The sequence below is a fragment of the Sphingomonas dokdonensis genome (genome assembly GCF_002197685.1).
In the GTDB taxonomy this organism is placed as follows: Bacteria; Pseudomonadota; Alphaproteobacteria; order Sphingomonadales; family Sphingomonadaceae; genus Sphingomonas; species Sphingomonas dokdonensis.
Map to the genome: position 1 here is coordinate 961,716 of NZ_NBBI01000001.1, position 23,728 is coordinate 985,443.

At 64.6% G+C, this 23,728-nt stretch carries 24 protein-coding genes and 1 tRNA gene; 2 read left to right on the top strand and 23 right to left on the bottom strand.

What is annotated here, in order from left to right:
- Positions 1-136: 136 nt before the first annotated feature.
- From SPDO_RS04555 to SPDO_RS04590, 8 genes are all read right to left on the bottom strand, one after another.
- Entirely contained in the window at positions 137-901 is a 765-nt protein-coding gene (locus SPDO_RS04555; protein WP_088366191.1) for an MBL fold metallo-hydrolase, read from the bottom strand.
- Complete coding sequence (locus SPDO_RS04560) at positions 898-1,674, bottom strand: TatD family hydrolase (RefSeq protein ID WP_088366192.1); 777 nt, start codon at positions 1,672-1,674, stop codon at positions 898-900. The genes SPDO_RS04555 and SPDO_RS04560 overlap by 4 nt, the downstream gene beginning before the upstream one ends.
- A complete protein-coding gene (gene metG, locus SPDO_RS04565) occupies positions 1,674-3,221 on the bottom strand; it encodes a methionine--tRNA ligase (RefSeq protein WP_088366193.1) in 1,548 nt (515 codons plus the stop codon). The genes SPDO_RS04560 and metG overlap by 1 nt, the downstream gene beginning before the upstream one ends.
- A gap of 15 nt (positions 3,222-3,236) precedes the next feature.
- Complete coding sequence (locus tag SPDO_RS04570) at positions 3,237-4,184, bottom strand: AAA family ATPase (protein ID WP_088366194.1); 948 nt, start codon at positions 4,182-4,184, stop codon at positions 3,237-3,239.
- Entirely contained in the window at positions 4,181-4,807 is a 627-nt protein-coding gene (gene tmk, locus SPDO_RS04575; protein WP_088366195.1) for a dTMP kinase, read from the bottom strand. The genes SPDO_RS04570 and tmk overlap by 4 nt, the downstream gene beginning before the upstream one ends.
- Positions 4,804-5,979 (bottom strand): D-alanyl-D-alanine carboxypeptidase family protein, encoded by a 1,176-nt coding sequence (locus SPDO_RS04580; RefSeq protein ID WP_088366196.1) that lies wholly within the window; start codon positions 5,977-5,979, stop codon positions 4,804-4,806. The genes tmk and SPDO_RS04580 overlap by 4 nt, the downstream gene beginning before the upstream one ends.
- Positions 5,980-6,002: 23 nt before the next feature.
- Positions 6,003-6,611, bottom strand: coding sequence for an SPOR domain-containing protein (locus tag SPDO_RS04585; RefSeq protein WP_211279989.1), 609 nt, complete (start codon positions 6,609-6,611; stop codon positions 6,003-6,005).
- Positions 6,612-6,879: 268 nt separating this feature from the next.
- Positions 6,880-7,857 carry a lytic murein transglycosylase gene (locus tag SPDO_RS04590; RefSeq protein ID WP_088366198.1) on the bottom strand — a complete coding sequence of 326 codons (978 nt, stop codon included), beginning with the start codon at positions 7,855-7,857 and terminating at the stop codon, positions 6,880-6,882.
- Between the two features lie 163 nt (positions 7,858-8,020).
- Between SPDO_RS04590 and SPDO_RS04595 the strand changes: the two genes are divergently transcribed.
- A tRNA-Ser gene (locus tag SPDO_RS04595) sits at positions 8,021-8,110 on the top strand.
- A 32-nt stretch (positions 8,111-8,142) separates the two neighbouring features.
- Here the strand turns inward: SPDO_RS04595 and SPDO_RS04600 are convergent.
- From SPDO_RS04600 to SPDO_RS04675, 15 genes are all read right to left on the bottom strand, one after another.
- Positions 8,143-8,454 (bottom strand): PilZ domain-containing protein, encoded by a 312-nt coding sequence (locus SPDO_RS04600; RefSeq protein ID WP_088366199.1) that lies wholly within the window; start codon positions 8,452-8,454, stop codon positions 8,143-8,145.
- A gap of 37 nt (positions 8,455-8,491) precedes the next feature.
- Positions 8,492-8,719 carry a 50S ribosomal protein L31 gene (rpmE, locus tag SPDO_RS04605; RefSeq protein ID WP_088366200.1) on the bottom strand — a complete coding sequence of 76 codons (228 nt, stop codon included), beginning with the start codon at positions 8,717-8,719 and terminating at the stop codon, positions 8,492-8,494.
- Positions 8,720-8,816: 97 nt separating this feature from the next.
- Entirely contained in the window at positions 8,817-9,293 is a 477-nt protein-coding gene (gene fabZ, locus SPDO_RS04610) for a 3-hydroxyacyl-ACP dehydratase FabZ (RefSeq protein WP_088366201.1), read from the bottom strand.
- 8 nt (positions 9,294-9,301) lie between these two features.
- Positions 9,302-9,940 carry an OmpH/Skp family outer membrane protein gene (locus SPDO_RS04615; protein ID WP_088366202.1) on the bottom strand — a complete coding sequence of 213 codons (639 nt, stop codon included), beginning with the start codon at positions 9,938-9,940 and terminating at the stop codon, positions 9,302-9,304.
- The gene (gene bamA / locus SPDO_RS04620; RefSeq protein WP_425441922.1) at positions 9,940-12,657 is read right to left on the bottom strand and encodes an outer membrane protein assembly factor BamA; all 2,718 of its coding nucleotides are present in this window, start codon (positions 12,655-12,657) and stop codon (positions 9,940-9,942) included. The genes SPDO_RS04615 and bamA overlap by 1 nt, the downstream gene beginning before the upstream one ends.
- A 68-nt stretch (positions 12,658-12,725) precedes the next feature.
- Complete coding sequence (locus SPDO_RS04625) at positions 12,726-13,859, bottom strand: M50 family metallopeptidase (RefSeq protein WP_088366203.1); 1,134 nt, start codon at positions 13,857-13,859, stop codon at positions 12,726-12,728.
- On the bottom strand, positions 13,856-15,013 hold the full coding sequence (locus tag SPDO_RS04630) for a 1-deoxy-D-xylulose-5-phosphate reductoisomerase (RefSeq protein WP_088366204.1): 1,158 nt from the start codon (positions 15,011-15,013) through the stop codon (positions 13,856-13,858). Before SPDO_RS04630 ends, SPDO_RS04625 begins: the two co-directional genes overlap by 4 nt.
- The gene (locus tag SPDO_RS04635; protein WP_088366390.1) at positions 15,010-15,765 is read right to left on the bottom strand and encodes a phosphatidate cytidylyltransferase; all 756 of its coding nucleotides are present in this window, start codon (positions 15,763-15,765) and stop codon (positions 15,010-15,012) included. Before SPDO_RS04635 ends, SPDO_RS04630 begins: the two co-directional genes overlap by 4 nt.
- A gap of 47 nt (positions 15,766-15,812) precedes the next feature.
- On the bottom strand, positions 15,813-16,529 hold the full coding sequence (gene uppS, locus SPDO_RS04640; protein WP_088366205.1) for a polyprenyl diphosphate synthase: 717 nt from the start codon (positions 16,527-16,529) through the stop codon (positions 15,813-15,815).
- 118 nt (positions 16,530-16,647) lie between these two features.
- A complete protein-coding gene (gene frr, locus SPDO_RS04645; protein WP_088366206.1) occupies positions 16,648-17,205 on the bottom strand; it encodes a ribosome recycling factor in 558 nt (185 codons plus the stop codon).
- Entirely contained in the window at positions 17,192-17,935 is a 744-nt protein-coding gene (pyrH, locus tag SPDO_RS04650; protein WP_088366207.1) for a UMP kinase, read from the bottom strand. Before pyrH ends, frr begins: the two co-directional genes overlap by 14 nt.
- A gap of 229 nt (positions 17,936-18,164) precedes the next feature.
- Entirely contained in the window at positions 18,165-19,118 is a 954-nt protein-coding gene (tsf, locus tag SPDO_RS04655; RefSeq protein WP_088366208.1) for a translation elongation factor Ts, read from the bottom strand.
- A gap of 166 nt (positions 19,119-19,284) precedes the next feature.
- Positions 19,285-20,091 (bottom strand): 30S ribosomal protein S2, encoded by an 807-nt coding sequence (gene rpsB / locus SPDO_RS04660; protein WP_088366209.1) that lies wholly within the window; start codon positions 20,089-20,091, stop codon positions 19,285-19,287.
- 501 nt (positions 20,092-20,592) lie between these two features.
- Positions 20,593-21,462, bottom strand: a complete 870-nt coding sequence (locus tag SPDO_RS04670; RefSeq protein ID WP_088366211.1) for a CDP-alcohol phosphatidyltransferase family protein — start codon at positions 21,460-21,462, stop codon at positions 20,593-20,595.
- The gene (locus SPDO_RS04675; RefSeq protein WP_088366212.1) at positions 21,459-22,193 is read right to left on the bottom strand and encodes a phosphatidylserine decarboxylase; all 735 of its coding nucleotides are present in this window, start codon (positions 22,191-22,193) and stop codon (positions 21,459-21,461) included. Before SPDO_RS04675 ends, SPDO_RS04670 begins: the two co-directional genes overlap by 4 nt.
- A gap of 115 nt (positions 22,194-22,308) precedes the next feature.
- On the opposite strand from SPDO_RS04675, the gene SPDO_RS04680 reads away from it, so the two are divergent.
- Entirely contained in the window at positions 22,309-23,529 is a 1,221-nt protein-coding gene (locus tag SPDO_RS04680; protein WP_088366213.1) for an NADP-dependent isocitrate dehydrogenase, read from the top strand.
- Positions 23,530-23,728: the final 199 nt, after the last annotated feature.

Below are 23,728 nucleotides of genomic sequence, written 5' to 3' on the forward strand. Positions count from 1 at the left end.
GCCGTGACCGCCGTAAAGATTACCAGCCATATGGCTGCCAGTCGGGCCGCCCCCGCGATGGGCACTCGGCGTGCCAGCAGAGCGGACAGCGGTAGCGTCAGCATGAGTACTAGCAAAAGGATCTCTGGGCCGCGGTTCACAGTTCGAAAACCTGGCCATCGTGACATGGTGCCACGGCGTCGGGCAGCATTGCCATCAGCGCAGCATAATCCATCGAGTGGTCCATATGGGTCAGCCCGGCACGACGCGGCGCGAGTTCCTCGATCCACGAGAGCGCCTGCGACAGATGCGGATGTGTGGGATGCGGCTGGCGGCGCAAGGCGTCGACGATCCAGAGATCAAGATCTTCATACAACGCCTGCATGTCCGGCGTCATGCCGCTGATGTCGGTGGCATAGCCGAAAGATGCGCCGGCAGCCTCGAAGCGAAGTCCGGCAGACGTGATCGAGCCATGTGGCTGATCGACCACGCGGATCGCTATCGATCCGATCGTCAGCTTATCAGGTAGAAGCTGAAGGTCGACCGTCGGCGGATAGCCATGATGGCCATCAAAGACGTAGCCGAACATGGCGCGCAATTCCGCGCCGGTCCGCGCGCGCGCAAACCCGTGAACGGGATGGCCGAGCCGGTGGTAGATCTGTCGCAGGTCGTCGATCCCGAATACGTGATCGGCGTGTTCGTGCGTCCAGATCACGGCATTCACCGTCGCTACGTCGGCATCGAGCAGCTGCTGGCGCATATCCGGTCCCGTGTCGACCATGATGCGTGTATCCTCATGCTCGACGATGACGGATACGCGGCGACGGCGGTTACGCGGCTCGGCCGGATCGCAGGCGCCCCAGTCGTTTCCGATCCTCGGCACACCTGACGAGGTACCGCAGCCGAGAACCGTTACCTTCATGCGCGCGTTTTACTGAACAATGCGTAAAAGTTTTCGGCCGTAGCGCGTTGTAGATCCTCGACCTTTTCGCCGCGTAGCTCGGCGAGAAAGCTGGCCGTCTCGGCCACGAACGCAGGTTCGCCGGTTTTCCCGCGGTGCGGCACCGGCGCGAGGAACGGTGCGTCAGTTTCGATCAGCAGCCGGTTGAGCGGCAGCCCGGCGGCGGTCTCCTGGAGCTCCTTCGCGCTCTTGAAGGTGACGATACCCGAAATCGAAATATAGAAGCCAAGCTCCATCGCAGTCTCGGCAAACGCGCGCGTGCCGGTGAAGCAATGAATGACACCGCTGAACGCGCCCTTCCCCATTTCGTCGCGAAGGATCTGCGCGGTATCGGCCTCCGCGTCGCGCGTGTGCACGACGATCGGAACACCGGCCTCTCGGGCAGCGGCAATATGCGCCCGAAAGCTAGATTGCTGCCGATCGCGATCCGAGTGATCGTAGAAGTAATCCAGACCGGTTTCGCCGATGCCGACAACGCGGGGATGCTGGGCGCGCGCCACCAGGCGCGCGGTGTCGACGTGTGGATGCTGGTCGGCCTCGTGCGGGTGGATGCCCACGGTTGCCCAAACATCCGGCTCGCGCTCGGCGGTCGCGAGCACGTCGTCCCATTCACGCTCGCGCGTTGCGATATTCAGCATAGCGGTGACGCCACGCGCGCGCGCGCGTTCTAGCACCGCCCGCTGTTCCTCGGCCAAGCCTTTGTAATTCAGGTGACAATGGCTGTCGACGAGCATCAGGCTGCCTCCACCGGGAGGTCGAGACGCGGGAATGCCGGAGTCGGTGGCGAGAGCGGTTCGCCGCTTTCGGCACGGCGCGCATACCAGCCATCGTCGTCGATCGCGGCATGATCGCGCGCGTCATCGGAAACGCCGAGTTGATCGAGGATCGCGCCGGCACCGCGCGGCACGACCGGTAGAATGGCAATGGCGAGGATGCGGATCGCGCGAACGAGCGTGCAAAGCACGGCATTCATCCGCTCCGGGTCGGTCTTGCGGAGCGCCCATGGGGCCTGAACATCAATATATTGATTACAGGCAAAGACACCGCGCATCCAGATCTCGATGCCCTGACTTAACATCAGGTCACCAAAGGCTTGCTTAAGCCCCGCCGCCGCCACAATAACCTCTTCGATCAATGCGGCATCGGCCGGGTCGGCCCGCCCCGCGGGCGGCAGTGCGCCGAGGTTCTTGGCGATAAACGATAGGGTGCGCTGCGCGAGATTGCCGAACGAATTCGCCAGCTCGGCATTTACCCGCGTCACGATGGCTTCGGCGGAGTAGCTGCCGTCCTGCCCGAAGCTGACTTCACGCAAGAGGAAGTAGCGCAGCGCATCGACGCCGAACGCGGTGGCGAGGTCGGCGGGGTCGACGACGTTGCCGACACTCTTGGACATCTTCTCGCCGCGGTGGAGAACGAAGCCGTGGCCGAACACCGAGCGCGGCAACGGCAGCTGCGCGGAGAGGAGAAAGGCCGGCCAATAAACGGCGTGAAAGCGGACAATATCCTTGCCGATCAGGTGCAGATCGGCCGGCCAATGGCCCATTTCTGCGTCAGGGTAGCCAGCACCGGTGAGGTAGTTGGTCAGCGCATCGACCCACACGTACATGACGTGTCCGGGGCTGCCCGGCACCGGCACGCCCCAATCGAAACTGGTGCGCGAGACGGACAGGTCCGACAGTCCGCCTTCGACGAACCGCATGATCTCGTTTCGTCGGGCCTCAGGCCGAATGAAGTCTGGGTTCGCATTGTAGAGGTCGAGCAGCGGCTGCTGGTACTTCGACAGGCGGAAAAACCAGGTTTCCTCCGCCGTCCAGGTTACCGGCGTGCCCTGCGGGGAAAGCTTCGCGCCCCCTTCCCCGTCGACCAGTTCTTTCTCGTCGTAGAACGCCTCGTCACGCACCGAATACCAGCCCTCGTAGCGATCGAGGTACAGATCGCCCGCCGCCTCCATCGCCTGCCAGATCGCCTGGCTGGCGCCATAGTGATCGGCATCGGTGGTGCGAATGAAGCGATCATAGGAGATATTGAGATTGTCGCACATCGCGCGGAAATGGCCCGACATTTCCGATGCGAGTTCGGCGACCGGCATATTCCGATCGCGCGCGGTCTGGACCATTTTCAGGCCGTGTTCGTCGGTCCCGGTCTGAAAGCGGACGTCGCGACCGGCCTGGCGCTGGAATCGTGCGATCGCGTCGGCGGCGATCGCCTCATAAGCGTGGCCGATGTGCGGCTTGCCGTTGGGATAGCTGATCGCGGTGGTGATGTAAAAGGGGTCGCCCATAGGAGCCCGCCTCTACTATCGTGCGAGCCGCGCGACCACCCCTGCCAGTTCAAACACCGTACCCCCCGGATCAAGCGACAGACCGCGCGCACTGGCAGCAATGCGGCGCACCTCGTCATAGGCATCGAGCGCGACTTTGAGCGCGGTACCCGAGCGATACGGCGCCTGCTCGGCGACAAAGGTCGGTACGCGATCAAGGAACGCTTCGTAGCGTGGCTGCGCTGCCTTCAGAGACAGAGCACGCATCAGTTTCACCCGCTCGACATTGTCGCGGTCGCCATGCTGCGCGATTGAGGCGAGCGCCGCATCGAGGCGGTCGAGCTCCAGACCAGCGAAGCGAAGCGCGCGGCCTGGGGAGCCGGCGCCGGCCTTTGCCAAAGCGTCACGCTCCTGCGCCGACGATTCCGGCAACAACTGTTCCAGTGCAGCGAGCATGTCGTCATGGTCAAGCGGGTTGAAGCGCAGCAAACGGCAGCGCGACCGGATCGTTGGCAGCAAGCGACCCGGGGCATGGCTGATCAGCAGAAAGATCGTGCCGGCCGGCGGCTCCTCCAGGTTCTTGAGCAGCGCGTTGGCGCCGGCGCGTTCGAGATCGTCCACGGCGTCGATCAAGACGACGCGACGCGACCCGAGCGATGGCGTGGTGGCGAATAGCGGTTGAAGGCCACGCACCTGCGATATCGTAATGCTGCGCGCGAGATCGCCGTCCGGCTTGCCGTCCTTCGGCAAGCGTTCCAGCACGCGAAAATCGGGGTGCGAACCCGCCTCGATCAGCGACTTGGTACGCTCCAGCCCCAAGTCGCCCGACGCGCAGGCGAGCAGGTCGGCCGCCGCCTCGCGGGCAAAGCTGCCCTTGCCGATCCCCTGCGGCCCGGCGAACAGCCACGCATGATGGAGGGTGCCGCCCGTGGCTGCCGCCTCGAATGCCCGCCGCGCTGCCCCGTTGCCGCGCAGCATCGTCACGGCAGCAGATCGCTCAGTTCGGACAATAGCAGCGCGGTCACGTCGCCCGGCGAGCGACCGGCATCGACGATGCGGAAGCGGCCAGGCTCGCGCACAGCAAAAGTGCGAAAGGCGCGGCCGACATCGGCGTGAAAATGGGGGCTGCGCTGCGCGAAACGATCTGCACCGGCACCATCGCGCAGCGCAGCCCGGCGGCTACCCTCCGCGACGGGCAAATCGAGGATGAAGGTGCGATCGGGCAGCAGCCCGCGCGAGCCGAAGCCGTGCAGCGCCATGATCGAGGCATCGTCGAGGCCGCCGGCCGCTCCCTGATAGGCGCGGGTCGAATCGATGAAGCGATCGGTGATTACCCAGGTGCCCGCCTCCAGCGCCGGGCGGATCACCTTGTCGACGTGATCCGAACGCGCAGCGGCGAACAGCAATGCCTCGGCACGAGCACCCCAGCGGCTCACCTCGCCCTGCATCAGCAAGGTGCGGATCGCCTCCGCACCCTCGCTGCCGCCGGGTTCGCGGGTGACGCGCACGGACAGGCCGCGCGATTCGAGCGCCGCGGCGAGCGCCCGTACCTGCGTCGACTTGCCCGCCCCCTCCCCGCCTTCAAGCGAGAGGAAGCGTCCGGTCATCCGAACAGACCGGTTAAACCGGCCCAGGCGCGACCGAAGAAGCCGGCCTGCTCGACATCCTTGTCGGCGACCAGCGGCAGCGTCTGCACCGGCAGGCCCGGCGAGGTGATGACGAGATCGGCGACATGCGCGCCAGCCTTGATCGGCGCCTTCAGCGGGCCCTGATAAACGACCTTGGCGGACATCGCAGGCACCGCGCCCGATGGCAGCGCGACCTTCAGATCGCGCGGCGCGACGAGGCCGACGGTGGAAGCGTCGCCAAGCTGCACCTCCGCATCGCTGACCTTGCGCCCCTGCTTCACCACCGGCTTCGCCTGCCAGGCGCGAAAGCCCCAATCCATGAAGCGGACCGATTCGCTAATCCGCTGATTGAAGCTGGTCAGCCCGGCGAGCACCATGACGAGGCGACGACCATTCTGTTCGGCCGAGCCGGTGAAGCCGTAGCCGGCCTCCTCGGTATGGCCGGTCTTCAGCCCGTCGGCACCCTGCACGCGGCCGAGCAGCGGATCGCGGTTCGCCTGGGTGATCGCACTGCCCGAGCCGAGCGTCTTGCCCCAGGTGAACTCGCTGCGCGAATAGAACTGCTTGTAGAGGCGCGGATGATCCTCGATCGTCGACGATGCGAGCTTCGCGAGGTCGCGCGCCGTGACATAGGTGACGCCGTTATCGGGCCAGCCGTTCGACGTGCCGAAATGGCTGTTCGTGAGGCCGAGACGCTTTGCCGCCTCGTTCATGCGCTGGGTAAAGGCTTCTTCGGTGCCGGAGATGCCCTCTGCCAGAACCACGCAGGCATCGTTGCCGGACAGAACGATGATACCGTTTAGCAGGTTCTCGACAGACACGCGCTCGCCCGGCGACAGGAACATGGTGGATCCGGCGGCGGGACCATGCCAGCGCTGCCAGGTTTCGGGGCGCACCTCGAACTCCTGATCGAGCTTCAGCTCGCCGCGCTTGATGAGATCGAACGCCACATAGGCCGTCATCATCTTGGCCATCGAGGCCGGCGGCATCCGGCGATCGGCGTCCTTGGCGAACAGCACTGCGCCGGTGGACAGATCCTTCATGAACGCCACGGGCGCGACCGTCTGAAACTGCGGCGCAGAGGCAGCGGAGGGATAGGCCACCGACAAGGCGATCGCCGGAACCGCCAGATAGGACAAAAGCTTGGTCATGGACGCTCTACTCGGTGCTCTGCTCAAGGCTGGGTGAGGATGGTGGCATCGCCATAGCCGCGCCGCTTGGCGTCGTCACGTGCGCGTTGAGCGGATTTCATGTCGACAAACGGGCCGAGGCGAACGCGGTGCAGCGTGCCCGCAGTCTCGACATGACCATCAAGCGTTCTGGCCAGGGCGCGGGCGCGGGCCGCATCGGAGAGTGCGGCGACCTGCACGAGATACTTCCCCTGCACGGCGCGCGGCGCTGGCGGCGGTGTTGGCTTTACCGTCGATGCTTTCGCAACAGCCGGGCGCGGCGCTGCTGATGCAACCTTCGGCGGCGAAGCTGCAGGGCGCTGTGCGGCCGTGACCGGTTCGGCAGATGGCGCACGGAGCCGCTGGCGCAGCGCAGCAAGCAATGCCGGCGGTGCGGCCAGCCGGCGAGCGGCAGGACGCCCGGCCTTCAATGCCGCGAGATCGGCCGCACTCGCCACGACACCGCGCACCCGGACGGCGGCGTCGCCGTTCCCCGCCAGCACCAACAAGCGGGCGGCCGCAGGCGACAGGATAATTTCGCGCGCGGGAGCGGTCGGTCCGAGCGCGCGATCGACGAGAACAAGGATCGTCTGCCCGCAGCCGAGCGCGGTCACCTCCGCGACCGTTCCCGGCGACAAGGATGAGTGCGCAGCGGTGATCGGCCCCTCACCTAGCGCGGCGGCACCTTCACTGACTCGCGCAATCTCGGCCAAACCAACGGCGTCGTAGCGTGCGGCGCCCATCCCCGATGTGCCGGCCGGCCCACTCGCAGCGGCGGCCTCGGGCGGCAGCGGCACCGACACCTGCCTTTCCGCCTGCGCGGTCGCAACGCTCGTGTGACAAGCGATGGCGATGGCGAGCCCGGTCAACCCGGGCCGCGCGCTATCGCTCCACCGCATCGGCCAGCAGCCCTACCGAAAGCGCGTAAAAGTTCGAGCAATTGTAATCGAGGATGACACGGTAGTTGCTCGTCAGCAGATAGGCGGTGTTGCCCGGGCCGTCCGGCTCCAGCAGCGTTGCCATTACGGCGTCGCCCGGCCAGGCGGCGCCCTGTGGCACGATGCCGAGCGCGCGCCATTCCGCTATGGTACGCCACCCGCTGTGCCGCTCGAACACCCGCTTGCAACGTGGCGAGACGAGCTCGTTGCGCTCGCCGGAGCGATCGTAGCTCGCGGGTACCGACACGGCGATCCCCCAAGGCTGCCCGGCACGCCACCCGGCGTTCAACAGGTAATTGCCGATCGAGGCGAGCGTATCGGCCTGGCTGTTCCAGATGTCGGCGCGGCCATCACCGTCGCCGTCTTTGGCGAGGCGGAGGTAGATCGAGGGGAGAAACTGCGGATTGCCGGTGGCGCCCGCCCAGCTGCCCTTCAGCGTTTCGCGAGGAATGCCGCGATCCATAATCTTCAGCGTTGCGACGAATTCGCCGGCGAACAGCGAGCGACGGCGCCCCTCATAGGCCAGCGTCGCGAGGCTGCGGAGCAGATCGAAATCGCCGGTGTAGCTGCCGTAATTCGTTTCATGCCCCCAGATGGCGACCATGACCGACTCCGGCACGCCGGTTTGTGCCTCGACGCGTGCCAATCGATTGCGATTGGCAGAATAAGCGGCCCGCCCACGCGAGATGCGCGCCGCATCGACATGTCGCGCCTTGTATGGCGCAAATGCCGGAATGCTGGTCGATTGCGGATTGCCCGGCTGCGCACGGTCAAGCTCGACCACCCGGGCGCTATAGGTGAGCGAGGGGAGAACGGCGTCCACGGTTGCCGGCCGCACGCCCTCCCGCAGCGCCTGCGCGCGCAATTCGGGCAGATATGCCTGGAAGCCGGCCTCGTCCTGCGCCGCGGCGACGGTGGGCATGGCGCAGGCAACAACGCACGCGGCGGCCGCGACCTGAACAAAACGACGGGTTATATTGTAAGCCTTCACCCTGCCTGTGTGACACAGGCAGGCTCCAATCGAAACCGCCAATCATCGACGGGCTTGCACGCATCGCCGCAGCACGCCACAGGGCAACGACGACGGATGGGTGGCCGAGTGGTTTAAGGCAGCGGTCTTGAAAACCGCCGTGGGTTCACGCTCACCGTGGGTTCGAATCCCACCCCATCCGCCATGGCGCCGATAAAAGGCGCCGTGCGGGGCGCGTCAGAGCGCAAGCAACTTCGTCAGCAGCTTTTCGGTGAGCGGCTTGTGGAAGCGGCAGCCGGCGGTGAAATCGTCCGCCCACATCACGTCAGCGGCGACCACGCCGACCACGGGAAGCGTGAGGCGGATCGTGCTGCCGCGGCGTAGATTGGAGTGCGTCTGCATGCGGGCGCCGTCGCGCGAGATATCGACGATCTTGCACAAGGTGCGGCGCAGGCCATCGTCGGCGATTCGCACATCAAGCGAAACCGGCGCACGCGGGCTGCGGCGCCGGCCATCGCTTTCAGCTGGTTCATATTCCGCCGCGAACATGACGAGGACGCTAGGTCCGCGGCGGTTAACCAGTCGTTTACTTGCGGAGCGAAAGCCCGCCGAAGCGCTTGTTAAAGCGGGCAACCTGACCACCCTGATCAAGCATCTGACCGCGACCGCCGGTCCATGCCGGGTGCGCCAGCGGATCGATTTCGAGCGTCATCGTGTCGCCTTCCTTGCCCCACGTGGAGCGGGTTTCGTACACGGTGCCGTCCGTCATCTGCACCTTGATCATGTGATAGTCGGGGTGAATATCGTTCTTCACGTCTCTTCTCCGAAACGGCTGGTTCCGACCAGCCTGAAAGAAGCGGCGCGCCTAGCAGACGCGCACACTTCCTGCAATGCAGCATGGCGCATACCGACTAAGCGGCAGGCGGGTCCGCGATCATGGCGGTGAATTCGCATTCCGCCGCCAGTTCATCACCGATCAGCGCGCGACCGGCGAACTTGCACACCCGCGCACGCTTCTGAACGAACGACACCTCCAGCCGAAGCAACACGCCGGGCTCCACCGGCTTGCGGAACTTCACGCCGTCGATCGACATGAAATACACCAGCTTGCCGCTGCCCGACAGGCCCAGGCTTTCGACCGCGAGGACGCCGGCGGCCTGCGCCAGCGCCTCCACAATCAGAACGCCCGGCATGATCGGCCGACCGGGAAAGTGCCCCTGGAAGAACCCTTCGTTGATCGTCACCGCCTTGATGGCGGTGATCGACACGTCGGGCACCAGCTCTTCGACGCGATCGACGAGCAGCATCGGGTACCGATGCGGCAGCGCCGCCATTACCCGGGTAACGTCGAACGGGCCGAGCGCCGCCGAAGAAGCCGTATCGGTCATGTGCGGGATCAGCGGCCCTGCGGGCGGCTACGCTGCGCCGGCTGCGCGGCTGCGGCGCCCTGACCCTGACCCGGCTGCCAGTTCGCCGGCGGCGTGATGCCGACGCTCGGCACCGACTTGTCGAGCTCTGCGGTGATTGCCGGGGTGATGTCGGCAGCCGGCTGCGCGAACAGCGCCGCTTCCGGGCGGAGCAGGAGCGTAACGTTGCGGGCGCGAACGGCGGCCTGAACGGCGTCCGACAGCTTCGCGCTGATCTGCTCGATGGCATAGCTTTCGGCGCGCTGAGCCGGCTCGGTCAGACGGGCGAGTTCCTGCTGTGCGGCCTGCTGCTTGGTCTGGATCGCCTGCGCCTGCGGACGAAGCGATGCCTCGCTGGCGCCGGGAGCGCGCGCTGCCGTCTGATAAGCAGTGACGAGCGGCTGCAGCTCCGCCTGAATCGCGGTGCGGCGGGTGTTCGCCTGATCGAGCTGCGTCTTGTACTGCGCCTGGATCTGCGAACGCGCGGCGGTCCATGCCTTGGAATTGGCGACCGCCTGCTCCGGATTGGCGACGGCAATGCCCGACACCTGCGCGGTGGCGTTGCCGGCCGTGAAGGCAACCGGTGCGGCCAGTGCTGCGGCGAGCAGCATGTGCTTGAACTTGGTCATCAGAACTGAGTCCCTACGTTGAAGGTGATAAGCTTGTCGTCGTCGCCGTCCTGCTTGATCAGCGCGCGGGCGATATCGATGCGGAGCGGACCGAACGGCGAGGTCCAGTTCACGCCAAAGCCGACCGACAGGCGCGGCTTGGCCGAATTGCCAAGGAAGCTTTCCTTGAACGGCTGCGACGCGATCTGCGGCGTGTTCGGGATGATGCCGTTACACAGACCACTGCCGTCCGGAATACCAGCCGCGCACGTGGTTGTAACCAGTCCGCCGGCGGGGTTGGAATAATAGTATAGCGGATTGCCGGCAGTGTCGGTCAGCGGTTTGGGCAACACGATCGAATTGCCGTTCGCGTCGGTGATCGTCTCAAACGTTGCGGTCGGCTGCGGACGGGTGATGTTGAACAGGCTGCCCGCCTGAACATAGACCGACGGCCGCAGGCCGAGCTCCCGCGCGCCCGAGCCGAGCGGGATCTCAAGCTCAATCCGGCCGAGATAGTATGCCGTGCCGCCAAGTGCGTCATCGACGATCTGGTCGCGATCGGTGATCAGCACCTGCGCGCCATTCGCATCGGTCTGGTAGAATTGACGCAGCACGCGCGGGCCGACGCCGCGGATGTCGAAGCCGCGGAACTGCGGCTCGCCGAGGTAGAAGCGGTCGGTGATGCGGATCGGATCGACGCCCTCTACCCTGCTGTCTTCCAGCGGGTGGATGTAGCCACCCTCTGCCAGCGCGGAGAGGATGAACCCGCCGCCAATGCCCCAGTATTTGGCGGCGTCAGCACGGGTACGTAGATATTTCACGTCACCGCCCAAGCCGGCGAAATCCTGACTGAAGGTTAAACGCTGGCCAGCCGACGGCCGCAAGCGGCTGTTGAGGCTGTCGTAAATCAACGAATAACCGACCGACGAGGTCAGTCGATTGCCCAGGGCGTCGCACAGATACCGGCCGGCAAGCAGCGGATCGCAGACGCCGTTGCGGAAGAACTGGTCGCGATCGAGGCTGACCTCGTCATAGGAGAGGCCATAGCGCGCGGACAGCGACCAATATTCGGTCAGTGGCACGCCGGCGCGAATCTGGAAGCCCGTCGACACCTGGCTATAGGTGGTCTGGCGCGTGTTATTGGTGAAGTTGAAAGCGTTCAGGTCGCGCCGGAAGACGTCGACGCCGACCGCGATATTCTTGTCGAACAGATAGGGTTCGGTGAACCCCGCCTCGATCGACTTCGAATAGCTCGAATAGTTCACGCCGAAGCGCAGTTCCTGCCCCTTGCCGCGGAAATTGCGCTGCGTGAGATTGAACTGGAGGATGAACCGCTCGAGGCTGGAGAAGCCGGCCGACAGCTGCAGCTCGCCGGTCGCTTTTTCCTCGACGTTGGCGCCGAGCACGACGCGATCGGGCCCGGAGCCCGGCGTCTGCTTGATCTCGAACTTGTCCTGGAAATAGCCCAGGCTGTTGATGCGATCCTGCGAACGACGCACCTGGAAGCTGTTAAAAGCGTCGCCCTCCGCCAGGCGGATCTCGCGGCGGATCACCTTGTCCTGCGTCTGCGTGTTGCCGGTGATGTCGATACGCTCGACATAGGTCCGCTTCGCTTCCGCGATGTGGAAGTTGACCGACATGGTCAGCGCTTCCCGGTCGCGCTGGATTTCCGGATTGATCTCGGTGAAGGCGTAGCCGAACAGGCCGGTCGTCTGACTCAGGCTGTCGATCGTGTCCTCGATGAGCTTGGCGTTGTACCAGTCGCCCTTCTTCATCGGCAGCGACTTGGCCATCGCCTCGTCGTTGAAATCGCGAATATCGCTGTCGACCGACACGTCGCCGAACTTATAGCGCGGCCCCTCCTCCACCACATAGGTGATGATGAAGTCTTCCTTGTCGGGCGTCAGCTCGGCCACCGCGCTGGTGACGCGGAAGTCGGCATAGCCCTCAGTCAGGTAGAACTGGCGCAGCTTCTGCTGATCGTAAGCGAGACGATCCTGGTCGTAGGTGGTGCTGGACGACAGCAGGCGGAAGAAGCGCGACTGCTTGGTCGCCATCTGCTGGCGCAGCTTGTCGTCGTCGAACACCTCGTTGCCGATGATGTTGATCTGACGGACCTTGGACTTCGGGCCCTCGCTGATCTCGAACACCACGTCGACGCGGTTCTGATCGAGCGCGACCATCTTCGGCTCGACCGAAGCGGCAAAGCGCCCCTGGCGGCGATACAGTTCGACGATGCGCGCGACGTCCTGCCGCACGGCGGAGCGGGTGAAGACCTGGCGCGGCTTGAGCCGGATCTCCTTGGTGATCTTGTCTTCCTTCAGGCGCTTGTTGCCCTCCAGAATGACGCGGTTGATGATCGGATTCTCGCGCACCCGCAGGATGATATCGCCCGTCTCGGCACCTGCCACCTGCACGTCGGCGAACAGATCGCTGGCGTAGAGATCCTTGATTGCCTGATCGAGAGTCTCATTGGTGTAAGTCTGGCCAACCCGTAGCTTGGTATAGCTGAGCGCAGTATCCGGCTCGATACGCTGCGATCCCTCGACCCGCAGCGAGCGGATCGTGCGTTCGACCGGCGGCGTCACGATCGGCGCCACTGCGGGCTGCTGTGCGGGTACGGCCTGCGGCGCACGTGGCGCCTGCTGCTGCGCCGCCGCCATGGTCGGCACGCCCGCCAGCATCGTGCAGCCGAGCAGGAGCGCAGCCGCGCGCGGTCGAGCAAACGAAGTGTTCAATACAGTCACCAAATCCACCCCGGAAAGCCCAAACAAGCCCGTAAGCGCAGCGCCCTGCCCTTGAATCGTCAGCCGATCAAGCGGGCGAGACTGCGCCATAGGCCGAAATTCTCAAGATCGTTGAAGGTTACCAGCAGCATCAGCGCCAGGATCGCGGCAAGGCCGCCCCGGAACGCCCATTCCTGCGCTTCCGGGCCGACAGGGCGCCGGCGCAGCGCCTCGATCCCGTAGAAGAGCAAATGTCCGCCATCCAGCATGGGAACTGGCAGGAGATTGATGAACCCCAGATTGATGGAAACGAGCGCGATGAGGAAGACAAAGGCTTCCGGCCCCAACGTGATCTGCTCACCCGAGACCTTGGCGATCGACAAGGGGCCGCCGAGTTCCTTCACCGAGCGTCGGCCGGAGATGATCTGTCCGATCGTCTCCACCATCATCGAGACGATCTCACCCGTGCGGCGGACCGCGACGACCGGTGCCTCAAACAGGCTGACGGGCACCGTCACGCGCTCGCCGCGCGCAATTCCAAGCATGCCGACGCGATAACTGTTGCCGAACCGGTCGGTCTGCTGCTCCACACCGATGGTGACCGGACGGGTCAATTGCTCACCGGCGCGATCGACCGTCACCTGCGTTTGGACGCCCGGATTGATCCGGGTGTACGACAGCATGTCCTCGAAGATGCGGATGTCGCGGTCGCCAAGCCGCGTGATCCGATCGCCCGGCTGAAGGCCCGCGCGCTCCGCTGCACTGCCCGCAAGCACCGACCCGACGACCGGCGGCGTGCGCGTGTCGCCGAATGCCATGGCGAAGCCGCCAAGGATCAACAGCGCGACAATGAAGTTCACGATCGGCCCGGCCGCGACAATGATCGCGCGCTGCCAGACAGGCTTCGCCTGAAACGTCTTGTTGCGCTCCTCCGCCGGCAAGGCGAGCCATTCCGCCGAGGGCTGGCTGACGGCGTTCATGTCACCGGCGAACCGCACATACCCGCCGAGCGGCAGCCAGCCGATCTTCCAGCGCGTCCCTCGCTTGTCGGTCCACCCGGCGACCTCGCGACCGAATCCGATCGAGAACGCCTCGGACTTCACGCCGAACCAGCGGGCGGCGAGATAATGACCCATCTCGTGCACGAAGACGAGCGGGCCGATCACCAATATGAACGCGATAAGCGTCAATGGCAGGCCGGGAGTTTCGATCAAGCGACGCGATCCTTCACACGCTCTTCCGCCAGCGCCCGCGCCTCGCGATCCACATCAAGAACCGCGTCGAGCGACGAAGGCGAAGCCGGATCAAAGCCTGCCAGCGTATCGGCAACGATTGCGGCAATTTCGAGGTAGCCGATGCGCTCCTTCAGAAATGCCGCAACGGCCACTTCGTTGGCAGCATTCAGAATTGCCGGGCGCGCGCCACCCGCGACAAGCGCCTCGCGCGCCAGCCGCAGTGCGGGGAAGCGCTGTTCGTCGGGCGCCTCGAAATCCAGCCGGCCGACGCGGACGAGATCCAGCCGCTCCCCCGGCGTGGGCATACGATCGGGCCAAGCAAGCGCACAGGCGATCGGCGTGCGCATGTCGGGCGTGCCGAGCTGTGCCAGCACCGAGCCATCGACATATTCGACCATTGAATGGATCACCGACTGGCGGTGCACGACGATTTCGATCTGCTCGGCGGCGACCGGGAAGAGGTGAAATGCCTCGATCAGCTCAAGGCCCTTGTTCATCATGGTCGCGGAATCGACGGAGATCTTTGCGCCCATCGACCAATTGGGATGGGCCACGGCCTGCGCCGGCGTGATCGCACGCATGTCCGCAAGCGCACGGTCGCGGAACGGACCGCCGCTAGCCGTCAGGATGATGCGGCTGACGCGATCGGCGAGCTTCGTGTCGAGGCATTGGAAGATCGCGCTATGCTCGCTGTCGACGGGCAGCAGCGTCGCGCCGTGCCGGGCAACGGCCGCGTTCATGACGTCCCCAGCGGACACCAGCGCTTCCTTGTTGGCGAGCGCCAGCGTGCCACCCTGCTCCACCGCGGCCATGGCCGGACGCAGGCCCGCGCATCCGACGATGGCGGCCACGGTCACATCGGCGCCCATCGCGGCCGCCTCCGCGACGGCAGCATCGCCGCCGGCTGCCTCCACGCCGCTGCCGGCGAGCGCCTCGCGCAATGCGGGAAGACAGGTCTCGTCAGCGACGACCGCCCGTTGGGCGCGGGTGCGCCGCGCCGCATCGGCGAGCCGCGCGACATCGCAGTTTGCGGTCAGTGCCACCACGCGGAACTCGTCCGGTGCGCGCTCGACCAGATCAAGCGTCGACGTGCCGACCGAGCCGGTGGCGCCAAGAATGGTAACAGTTTTCATCGGTACAGGTACGGCACGACCACCAGCAGCGCCGCGACCGGGGCGACCGGCACTACGCCATCCAGCCGGTCCAGCACCCCGCCATGGCCAGGCAAGATGTTGCCCGAATCCTTCACGCCGGCGCGCCGCTTGAGAAAGCTTTCATACAGGTCACCGCCCTGTGCGAGAACGGCGAGCAGCGGCGTGCCGATCGTCATGCGCCACGGGAGCCCATGATAGACATGCAGGATCACCGCCAGCGCGCTCGCCGCAACAACCCCGCCGATCAGCCCAGCCCAGGTCTTGTTCGGCGACAGACGCGGCGCGAGCTTCGGCCCACCGATCGTGCGCCCTGCGAAAAATGCGCCGATGTCGGTCGCCCAGACCAGCGCGAGCGCCCAGAAGGCGAACAGCAGCCCAGCATCCTGGCGCCGCAGGAAAACAAGCGCGAGTACCGGCAGGCCGCAATAGATAACGCCTTTCCCCAACGCCGAATGCCGGGTCACAATCGCGACGAAGAATGCCGCGCCCGCGAGCAGGCCGAGCGAAAAGAAATTGTGCACTTCAAGCACAAGCGAGGCTGGTGCCATCACAGCCAGCGGCACCGATAGGCCATATTGCGCGAGCCGCTTCTCACGCGGCGTCACCTTCTGCAGATCCGACCATTCCGCCATCATGAACAGCGAGATGACGACGGCCAGCAGCCAGAACGCGATGCCGCCAAACCACAAGGCGGCGCTCGCCACCGCGATCATCACCACGCTGGCGATCATGCGCAGCCGCAGGTTGGACGGTGTGCGCAGTTTGACGTCGGGCGGCGTCACAGGCCGCCGAAACGCCGATTGCGGCTGCCGAAGGCCGCGATCGCCTGATCGAGATCGGCAGGCCCGAAATCTGGCCAGAGCGTATCGACGAACAGCAACTCGGCATATGCCGCCTGCCACAACAGGAAGTTCGACAGGCGATGCTCCCCCGACGTGCGGATCAGCAGATCAAGCGGCGGCATGTCGCGCGTTTCGAGTTCGCCCTCGATCGCGGCGGCGTCGATCTGCTCGGGCGGCAGGCGCTCGGCCAACCGGCGTGCGGCGTGCACCAGTTCGGCCTGCGCGCCATAGTTGAGGGCTATTGCCAGGATCGGCCCGGTGTTCGCCGCACAGCGCCGAACGGCATCGTCGATCAGGGCGACAACGTCTGAAGGGAACCGGCCGTAATCGCCGATGATCTTGAGCCGGACGTTCTCCCGCACGAGCTCAGCCAGATCGCTGCGGATGAACAGCCGCAGCAGGCCCATGAGGTCGCCGATCTCCTGCTCGGGCCGGCGCCAGTTCTCGGACGAAAAGGCGTAGATGGTCAGCGCCTCCAGCCCGATCACCCGGGCATGGCGGGTTACGCGTCGGACCGCCTCGACGCCTGCCTTGTGCCCGGCGGCGCGCGGGAGCAGGCGCTTCTTGGCCCAGCGCCCGTTGCCATCCATGATGATGGCAACGTGGCGCGGCATGGCAAAGGGCGACGCCTGCACTGCTTGCGCAACACTCATCGCGCGGCGCCCTTGACCAGCCGCCGCGTCCCGCAAGACGTCGTCCCCGGTCGCGACCAGAGCGCGATCGACAGCGAAACGGGCGTTACACGCGCAAGGTGATCGGAACCGCCCGATGTCACTTGCCCAGGATTTCCTTTTCCTTGGCACCGGCAACCGCGTCGATATCGGCGATCGTAGCGTCAGTCAGCTTCTGCACCTCGACCTCGTGGCGCTTGCGCTCGTCCTCGCCGAAGACGCCCTTCTTCTCGTCCGTCTTCAGATTATCGAGCCCGTCGCGCCGCACGTTGCGAACCGCCACCTTCGCCTTTTCCGAATAAGAGCCAGCAAGCTTGGCCAGCTCCTTGCGGCGCTCCTCCGTGAGATCGGGGATCGGCAGACGCAACGTTTGACCATCGTTGATCGGGTTGAGACCGAGACCAGCCGACCGGATCGCCTTTTCAACCGGGCCGACGTTGCTTTTGTCCCACACCTGCACCGAGAGCATGCGCGGCTCGGGCGCGGATACGGTCGCGACCTGGTTCAGCGGCATGTGGGCGCCATAAACCTCGACGGTCACCGGATCGAGCAGGGCCGTGGAGGCCCGGCCGGTGCGCAGACCCGCCAGATCACCCTTCAGCGAGTCCACCGCGCCGGCCATGCGGCGCTCAAGATCCGCTTTATCATAGGCGGCCATCAGTCATCTCCTGCTCACTCGTGACGATCGTCGAAACGCCCTCACCGCGCAGCACATCGGCAAAATTGCCGTGCTCGCGGATGTTGAACACGACGATCGGGATATTGGAATCGCGGCACAACGCCACGGCACTCGCGTCCATGACTTTGAGATTTTTCGACAGCACCGTGTCGTACGAGATCGTCTCGTAGCGCGTCGCGCTCGACACCTTCTTCGGGTCGGCATTGTAAATACCGTCGACGCTCGTTCCCTTGAACAATGCGTCGCAGTTCATCTCGGCCGCACGCAGTGCTGCGCCGCTATCCGTCGTGAAGAACGGCGATCCGACACCGGCGGCGAAGATTACGACGCGGTTCTTTTCGAGATGGCGCACCGCACGGCGACGGATGAACGGCTCGCACACCGACTGCATCGGAATGGCGGACTGCACCCGCGTATCTACCCCGATCTGTTCCAAGGCATTCTGCACGGCCAATGCGTTCATGACCGTCGCCAGCATGCCCATGTAATCCGCGGTACCGCGATCGAAACCCTTGGCCGCCGCCGCCAATCCGCGGAAGATGTTGCCTCCGCCAACGACGACGCAAAGCTCATAGCCCTGCGCCTTAACATCCGCGATCTCTTCGGCAACACGGCCGGTTACGGCAGGGTCGATGGCCAAGCCATCCGCCCCCATCAGAACTTCGCCCGAAAGCTTCAGGAGGATGCGTTTGTAACGAGGGCTTGTCATTTGATCCGATACAACTGGAGCCGGGCAGCGGAACCTTAGGGAAGCGCCGCAGGAGCCGCAACCACTACTATAACGGCGACGACGCACGTGAAACGTCCTCGCCACACAAAGCTTATCCCGGCGCCGACTGGAGCACCGCCCCCGATTGCCGATGGCAAACGGAAAGCGGAGCCCCGGCAGCGCCGGGATGCAAAAGGTCAGGCGGCGATCACGCGCCGCCCGTCAGCAATCAGACGGCGGTCTCGGCCTGCTTGTTCTGCGGCACGCCCGAGGCAGCCGCAACTTCAGCCGCGAAATCCGACTCTTCCTTTTCGATGCCTTCGCCGAGCTGGAAGCGGACATAGTCCTTCAGCACGATCGTCGCACCGGCATCCTTGCCCGCCTTGGCAACGACGTCGCTGATCTTGGTCTTGCCGTCCATCACGAACAGCTGGCTGACCAGCGCATGCTCCTTGCGGTACTTCGCGATGGTGCCCTCGACCATCTTGGCGACGATGTCGGCAGGCTTGCCACTCTCACCGGCCTTCTCGGCGGCGATCGCGCGCTCGCGCTCGATCTCGGACTCGTCCAGATCTTCCTCGTTCAGCGCTTTCGGGAAGGCGGCGGCGACGTGCATCGCGAGCTGCTTGCCGAGCGCCTGCAGCACCTCGTCCGACGCCTCGCTCTCGAGCGCGACGAGCACGCCGATCTTGCCAAGGCCCGGCGCCTGCTGGTTGTGGACGTACCCAACGACCGCACCCTTGGACACTTCAAGGCGCTTTGCACGACGCAGCGACTGGTTCTCGCCGATCGTCGCGATGTTCTTGGTCAGCACCTCCTCGACGGTGGTGCCCGACGGCATCGCCCCGCCCTTCAGCGCGTCAACATCACCACCGGTGGCGAGCGCGATCTGCGTCACTTCACGGACGAACTGCTGGAACTGCCCGTTCTTTGCAACAAAATCGGTTTCCGAGTTCACCTCGACGGCTGCACCCTTGGTGCCGCTGACCTCGATGCCGACCAGACCCTCGGCCGCGGTGCGGCTGGACTTCTTGGCGGCAGCCGCGAGCCCCTTGGTACGCAGCCAGTCGAGCGCGGCATCCATGTCGCCGCCGGTCTCGTTCAGCGCCTTTTTGCAATCCATCATGCCCGCGCCGCTCTTCTCGCGCAGGTCCTTGACCATCGCTGCCGTAATATCGGCCATCGTGTAATCCTTCCTGTGGATCCGGTGAGGTGGGATCAGCCCTTGTAGAAACCGCTCGTGCCGAGCCTACCGAAGAACCGCCCTTCTCTCCGCATTATTGCAGGGAAGCGACAGTGCTTCGACAAACTCGGCACGAATTGGTGAGGTGCTTGTCGAAGCCCGAGGCTTATGCGTCGACCTGCTGCGATTCTTCAGCACCAGCAGCCGGGACGACCGGATCGCTGCCCAGCGCTTCCTCGGCAGGCGGCTCGGCCATTGCGCCGAAGTCCGCACCGCCACGGCGCTGCTGCTCTGCATTGCCACGCGTCGCGGCGATCGCAACGGCCTCGCAATACAGCCAGATCGCACGGCTGGCGTCGTCGTTCGCCGGGACCGGGAACGCAATGCCGTCCGGCGACACGTTCGAATCAAGAATCGCGACGACCGGGATACCGAGCGTGTTGGCTTCCTTGATCGCCAGCTCTTCCTTGTTCGCGTCGATCACGAACATGATGTCGGGAATGCCGCCCATGTCGCGGATGCCGCCCAGGCTCATCTCGAGCTTGTCGCGCTCGCGGGTCAGTTGCAGCACTTCCTTCTTGGTGAGGCCGTGGGTGTCACCCGACAGCTGCTCCTCAAGTGCCTTGAGACGCTTGATCGAGTTGGAAATCGTCTTCCAGTTGGTGAGCATGCCGCCCAGCCAGCGGTGGTTGACGAAGTGCTGACCCGCGCGGCGTGCCGCGTCCGCAACAGGCTCCTGCGCCTGGCGCTTGGTGCCGACGAACAGCACCTTGCCGCCGCCGGCGACGGTGGAGCTGATGAATTCGAGCGCGCGCGCGAAGAGCGGCACGGTCTGCGAGAGGTCGATGATGTGGACGCCGTTGCGATCACCGAACAGGTACGGCTTCATCTTCGGGTTCCAGCGGTGGGTCTGGTGGCCGAAGTGCGCGCCGGTTTCGATAAGCTGCTGCATCGTGACGACAGGTGCCGCCATAGTCTGTGTTCCTTCCGGTTAGGCCTCTGGGAAGCGGATGACGCGAGCCTGAAAGGCAGCGCACCGGTGGTTTTGCTTCCCATGCGGAGTTGAGGCCCGCGCCCCTAGACGAAATCACGGCATCTATCAAGCGCCGCCACAACCGCTTGACGCCCGCGAACAGGTGTGGAACATAGAAAAGAACGAGACAAGAACGTTGTAGATCTGCTGAGTTAAACGCCCGCTCCTTCGCGAGAAGAGCCGTGCTCGTCAGTAACGAGCACGGGAACGACAGGTGTTTTCAGCTGTTTACGCGGGACGGTTCGCAAGAGCCATGGAGGCGGACAATGATGGCGGTCGTGAGTTTTGCGGTTTTTGCCAGTGCGTTTGTGATCTCGATCTACACCTTGTCGGTGACGATCGGCATGCACAAAGACCGGATCATCGGTGCACTGCGGGGGCAAGCACCAGCAGATCGCCACCCGCTGGCGGCGCTGGTACGCGCCGAGCAGCGGATCGCGGTCAGGCGCTGGGCGGCACAGACGGCGCGGCCGACGTCGGCACACCGGATGCGCGCAGCCGCTTGACCCTGGCGTAGCTGGCGATGCTGAACGGCAAAGCCAGCAGGTAGGCAGTGCTAATGGCGCTGACGGTATGCCAAGGCGCCGTGACTGCCGCTGCCGCGACGATCACTACCAACGCGATCGCCTCGAAGCGGATGTTGCGTCGCAGCCGCATCGACGACCACGACCAGGTCGCCACACTCGATACCATCAGCAATGCCGCCAGCACGGCCCATGGCGCCACGAGGTAGGGCGAGCGGAGCACCGGCTCCTCCGTCCAGAACCACAGAAACATGGGCAACAGCGCCAGACCAGCGCCGGCCGGCGCTGGCACGCCAGTAAGGAAGCCTGCGGATTTGTGCGGCTGGTCATCGGCATCGATGTTTGCATTGAACCGGGCGAGCCGCAGCGCTGCAAACACCGCCAGCATCAGCGCAGCCATCCAGCCGAAACGCGGCAATGACGAGAGCGACCAGAGGTAAAGAATCAGCGCGGGCGACACGCCAAAGGAAATCGCGTCCGCAAGTGAATCGAGTTCGGCACCGAAACGGCTTTCACCGTGCAGCAGCCGGGCGATCCGTCCGTCGATGCCGTCGAGCAGTCCGGCGATCAAAACAAAGGCAACGGCAAGCTGCCAATGCGTGGCGACCCGATCGCTTAGCGCCGCAAGCTCCGGCCCGCGCAGAAGAACGAGATCGTTCTCCATCATGCGTGCCTTGACCGCGAACTGAACGCCACTGAGGCCCGAGCACAAAGCGAGCGCGGTTATTGCGTTTGGCGCGACCGCGCGGAGCGGCAAGCCACGGCGCGGCCGGATTGGGCGCCTCACTGCGCCACGCCCGTGGCAGCGACCACGCCGGCGCGGCCCAGCACGGTCTCGCCGGCGATCGCGCGCTGGCCAAGCGCCACCTGCGGCGCATAGCCGGCCGGCAGATAGACGTCGACGCGGCTGCCAAAGCGGATCAGGCCGATGCGCTGACCCGCCGCAACGATATCTCCGACCTTCACGAAGCCCATGATGCGGCGGGCAACCAGACCCGCAATCTGTGTGAAGGCGACCTTGCGGCCGTCAAATCCCTTGACCACGAAATGTTGGCGCTCGTTATCCTCCGATGCCTTGTCCAGATCGGCGTTGAGGAACTTGCCCGAGATATAAACGACCTGACGAATGGTGCCAGCGATCGGCGAGCGATTGATGTGGACGTCAAAGACACTCATGAACACCGACACGCGGGTCATTCGCTCCGCACCCAGTTCGGCCATCAGTTCGCGCGGCACCGGAACATCGGCGATCATCGTCACCAGGCCGTCTGCTGGCGATACGATCAGATCCTCGCCACGCGGCGTGGTGCGGATCGGATCCCGGAAGAAAGCCGCTACCCAGGCTGTAACGCCGAGCAGCGGCCAGAAAAAGACGCTGTGCACGATGGTCATCAGCAATGTGATGCCGAAGGCGATCGCAGTGAACTTCTGCCCCTCCGGATGGACGGCGGGGAAGCGCCATTTCACGGTGGTGGTGACGGGCAGACCCTGTTCTTCGGGTTTCGGTAATGAAGGCATGCGGCCTTGTGTAGCGGGGGTAGCCGATGTGCACAACGCGGGCGCGGCGATGGTTGATCCCCCGCCCCCTTCCCCCTATCGACCGCGCCAGACCCTCCCTCAAAGGAAACGGATAATGGCCAAGATCAAGGTGAAAACGCCCGTCGTGGAGATCGACGGCGACGAGATGACGCGGATCATCTGGGAATGGATCCGCGAGCGCCTGATCAAGCCCTATCTGGATATCGACCTCGATTACTACGATCTTGGCATGGAGCATCGCGACAACACCGATGACAAGGTCACGGTAGACAGCGCAAAGGCGATCCAGAAGTATGGCGTCGGCGTGAAGTGCGCCACGATTACGCCGGACGAAGCACGCGTCGAGGAATTCGGCCTCAAGAAGATGTGGCGTTCGCCCAACGGGACGATCCGCAACATCCTGGGCGGCGTGGTGTTCCGCGAGCCAATCGTGATCAAGAACGTCCCGCGCCTGATCCCGGGCTGGACGCACCCGATCGTCGTCGGTCGTCACGCATTCGGCGACCAGTATCGCGCGACCGACTTCAAGGTGCCGGGCGCCGGTAAGCTGACCATGAAGTGGACGGGCGAGGACGGCCAGGAGATCGAGCATGAGGTGTTCGACTTCCCGGGCGCCGGTGTTGCGATGGGCATGTACAACCTCGACGAGTCGATCCGCGATTTCGCGCGTGCCTCGCTGAACTACGGCATCAACCGCAATTGGCCGGTGTACCTGTCGACCAAGAACACGATCCTCAAGGCTTATGACGGCCGCTTCAAGGACATCTTTGCCGAGGTTTACGAGGCGGAGTTCGTCGAGAAGTTCAAGGAACTCGGCATAACCTACGAGCACCGCCTGATCGACGACATGGTCGCTTCGGCGCTGAAGTGGAACGGCGAGTTCGTCTGGGCCTGCAAGAACTACGACGGCGACGTGCAGTCCGACCAGGTGGCGCAGGGCTTCGGCTCGCTCGGCCTCATGACGTCGGTGCTGATGACGCCGGACGGCAAGACGATCGAGGCGGAAGCGGCCCACGGCACCGTCACGCGCCACTATCGCCAGCACCAGCAGGGCAAGGCGACCTCGACGAACCCAATCGCGTCGATCTTTGCGTGGACCGGCGGCCTGAAGTTCCGCGGCAAGTTTGACAACACGCCGGACGTCACACGCTTTGCCGAAGAGCTGGAAAAGGTCTGCATCGAGACGGTGGAGAACGGCGACATGACGAAGGATCTCGCGATCCTGATCGGCCCCGATCAGAAGTGGATGACGACCGAGCAGTTCTTTGAGGCGGTTCGCGTCAACCTCGAAAAGAAGATGGCTACCTGGGCCTAAGCTGATTGCGTTATTTATGGCAGGTCCCGGCGAGTGGCCGGGACCTGCCATTATTGTCTAGATACCATCGGGAGATGGCGGCCTATTTTCGGCCGCGTAACGGCCCACGTCGGCCTGTTCGAGAATGCGCTGCGGCCGCGACGCTGTGACGGCCGGCCACATGCCCGATCATACAGAAATGTGCGCTCTGCGACGCGAC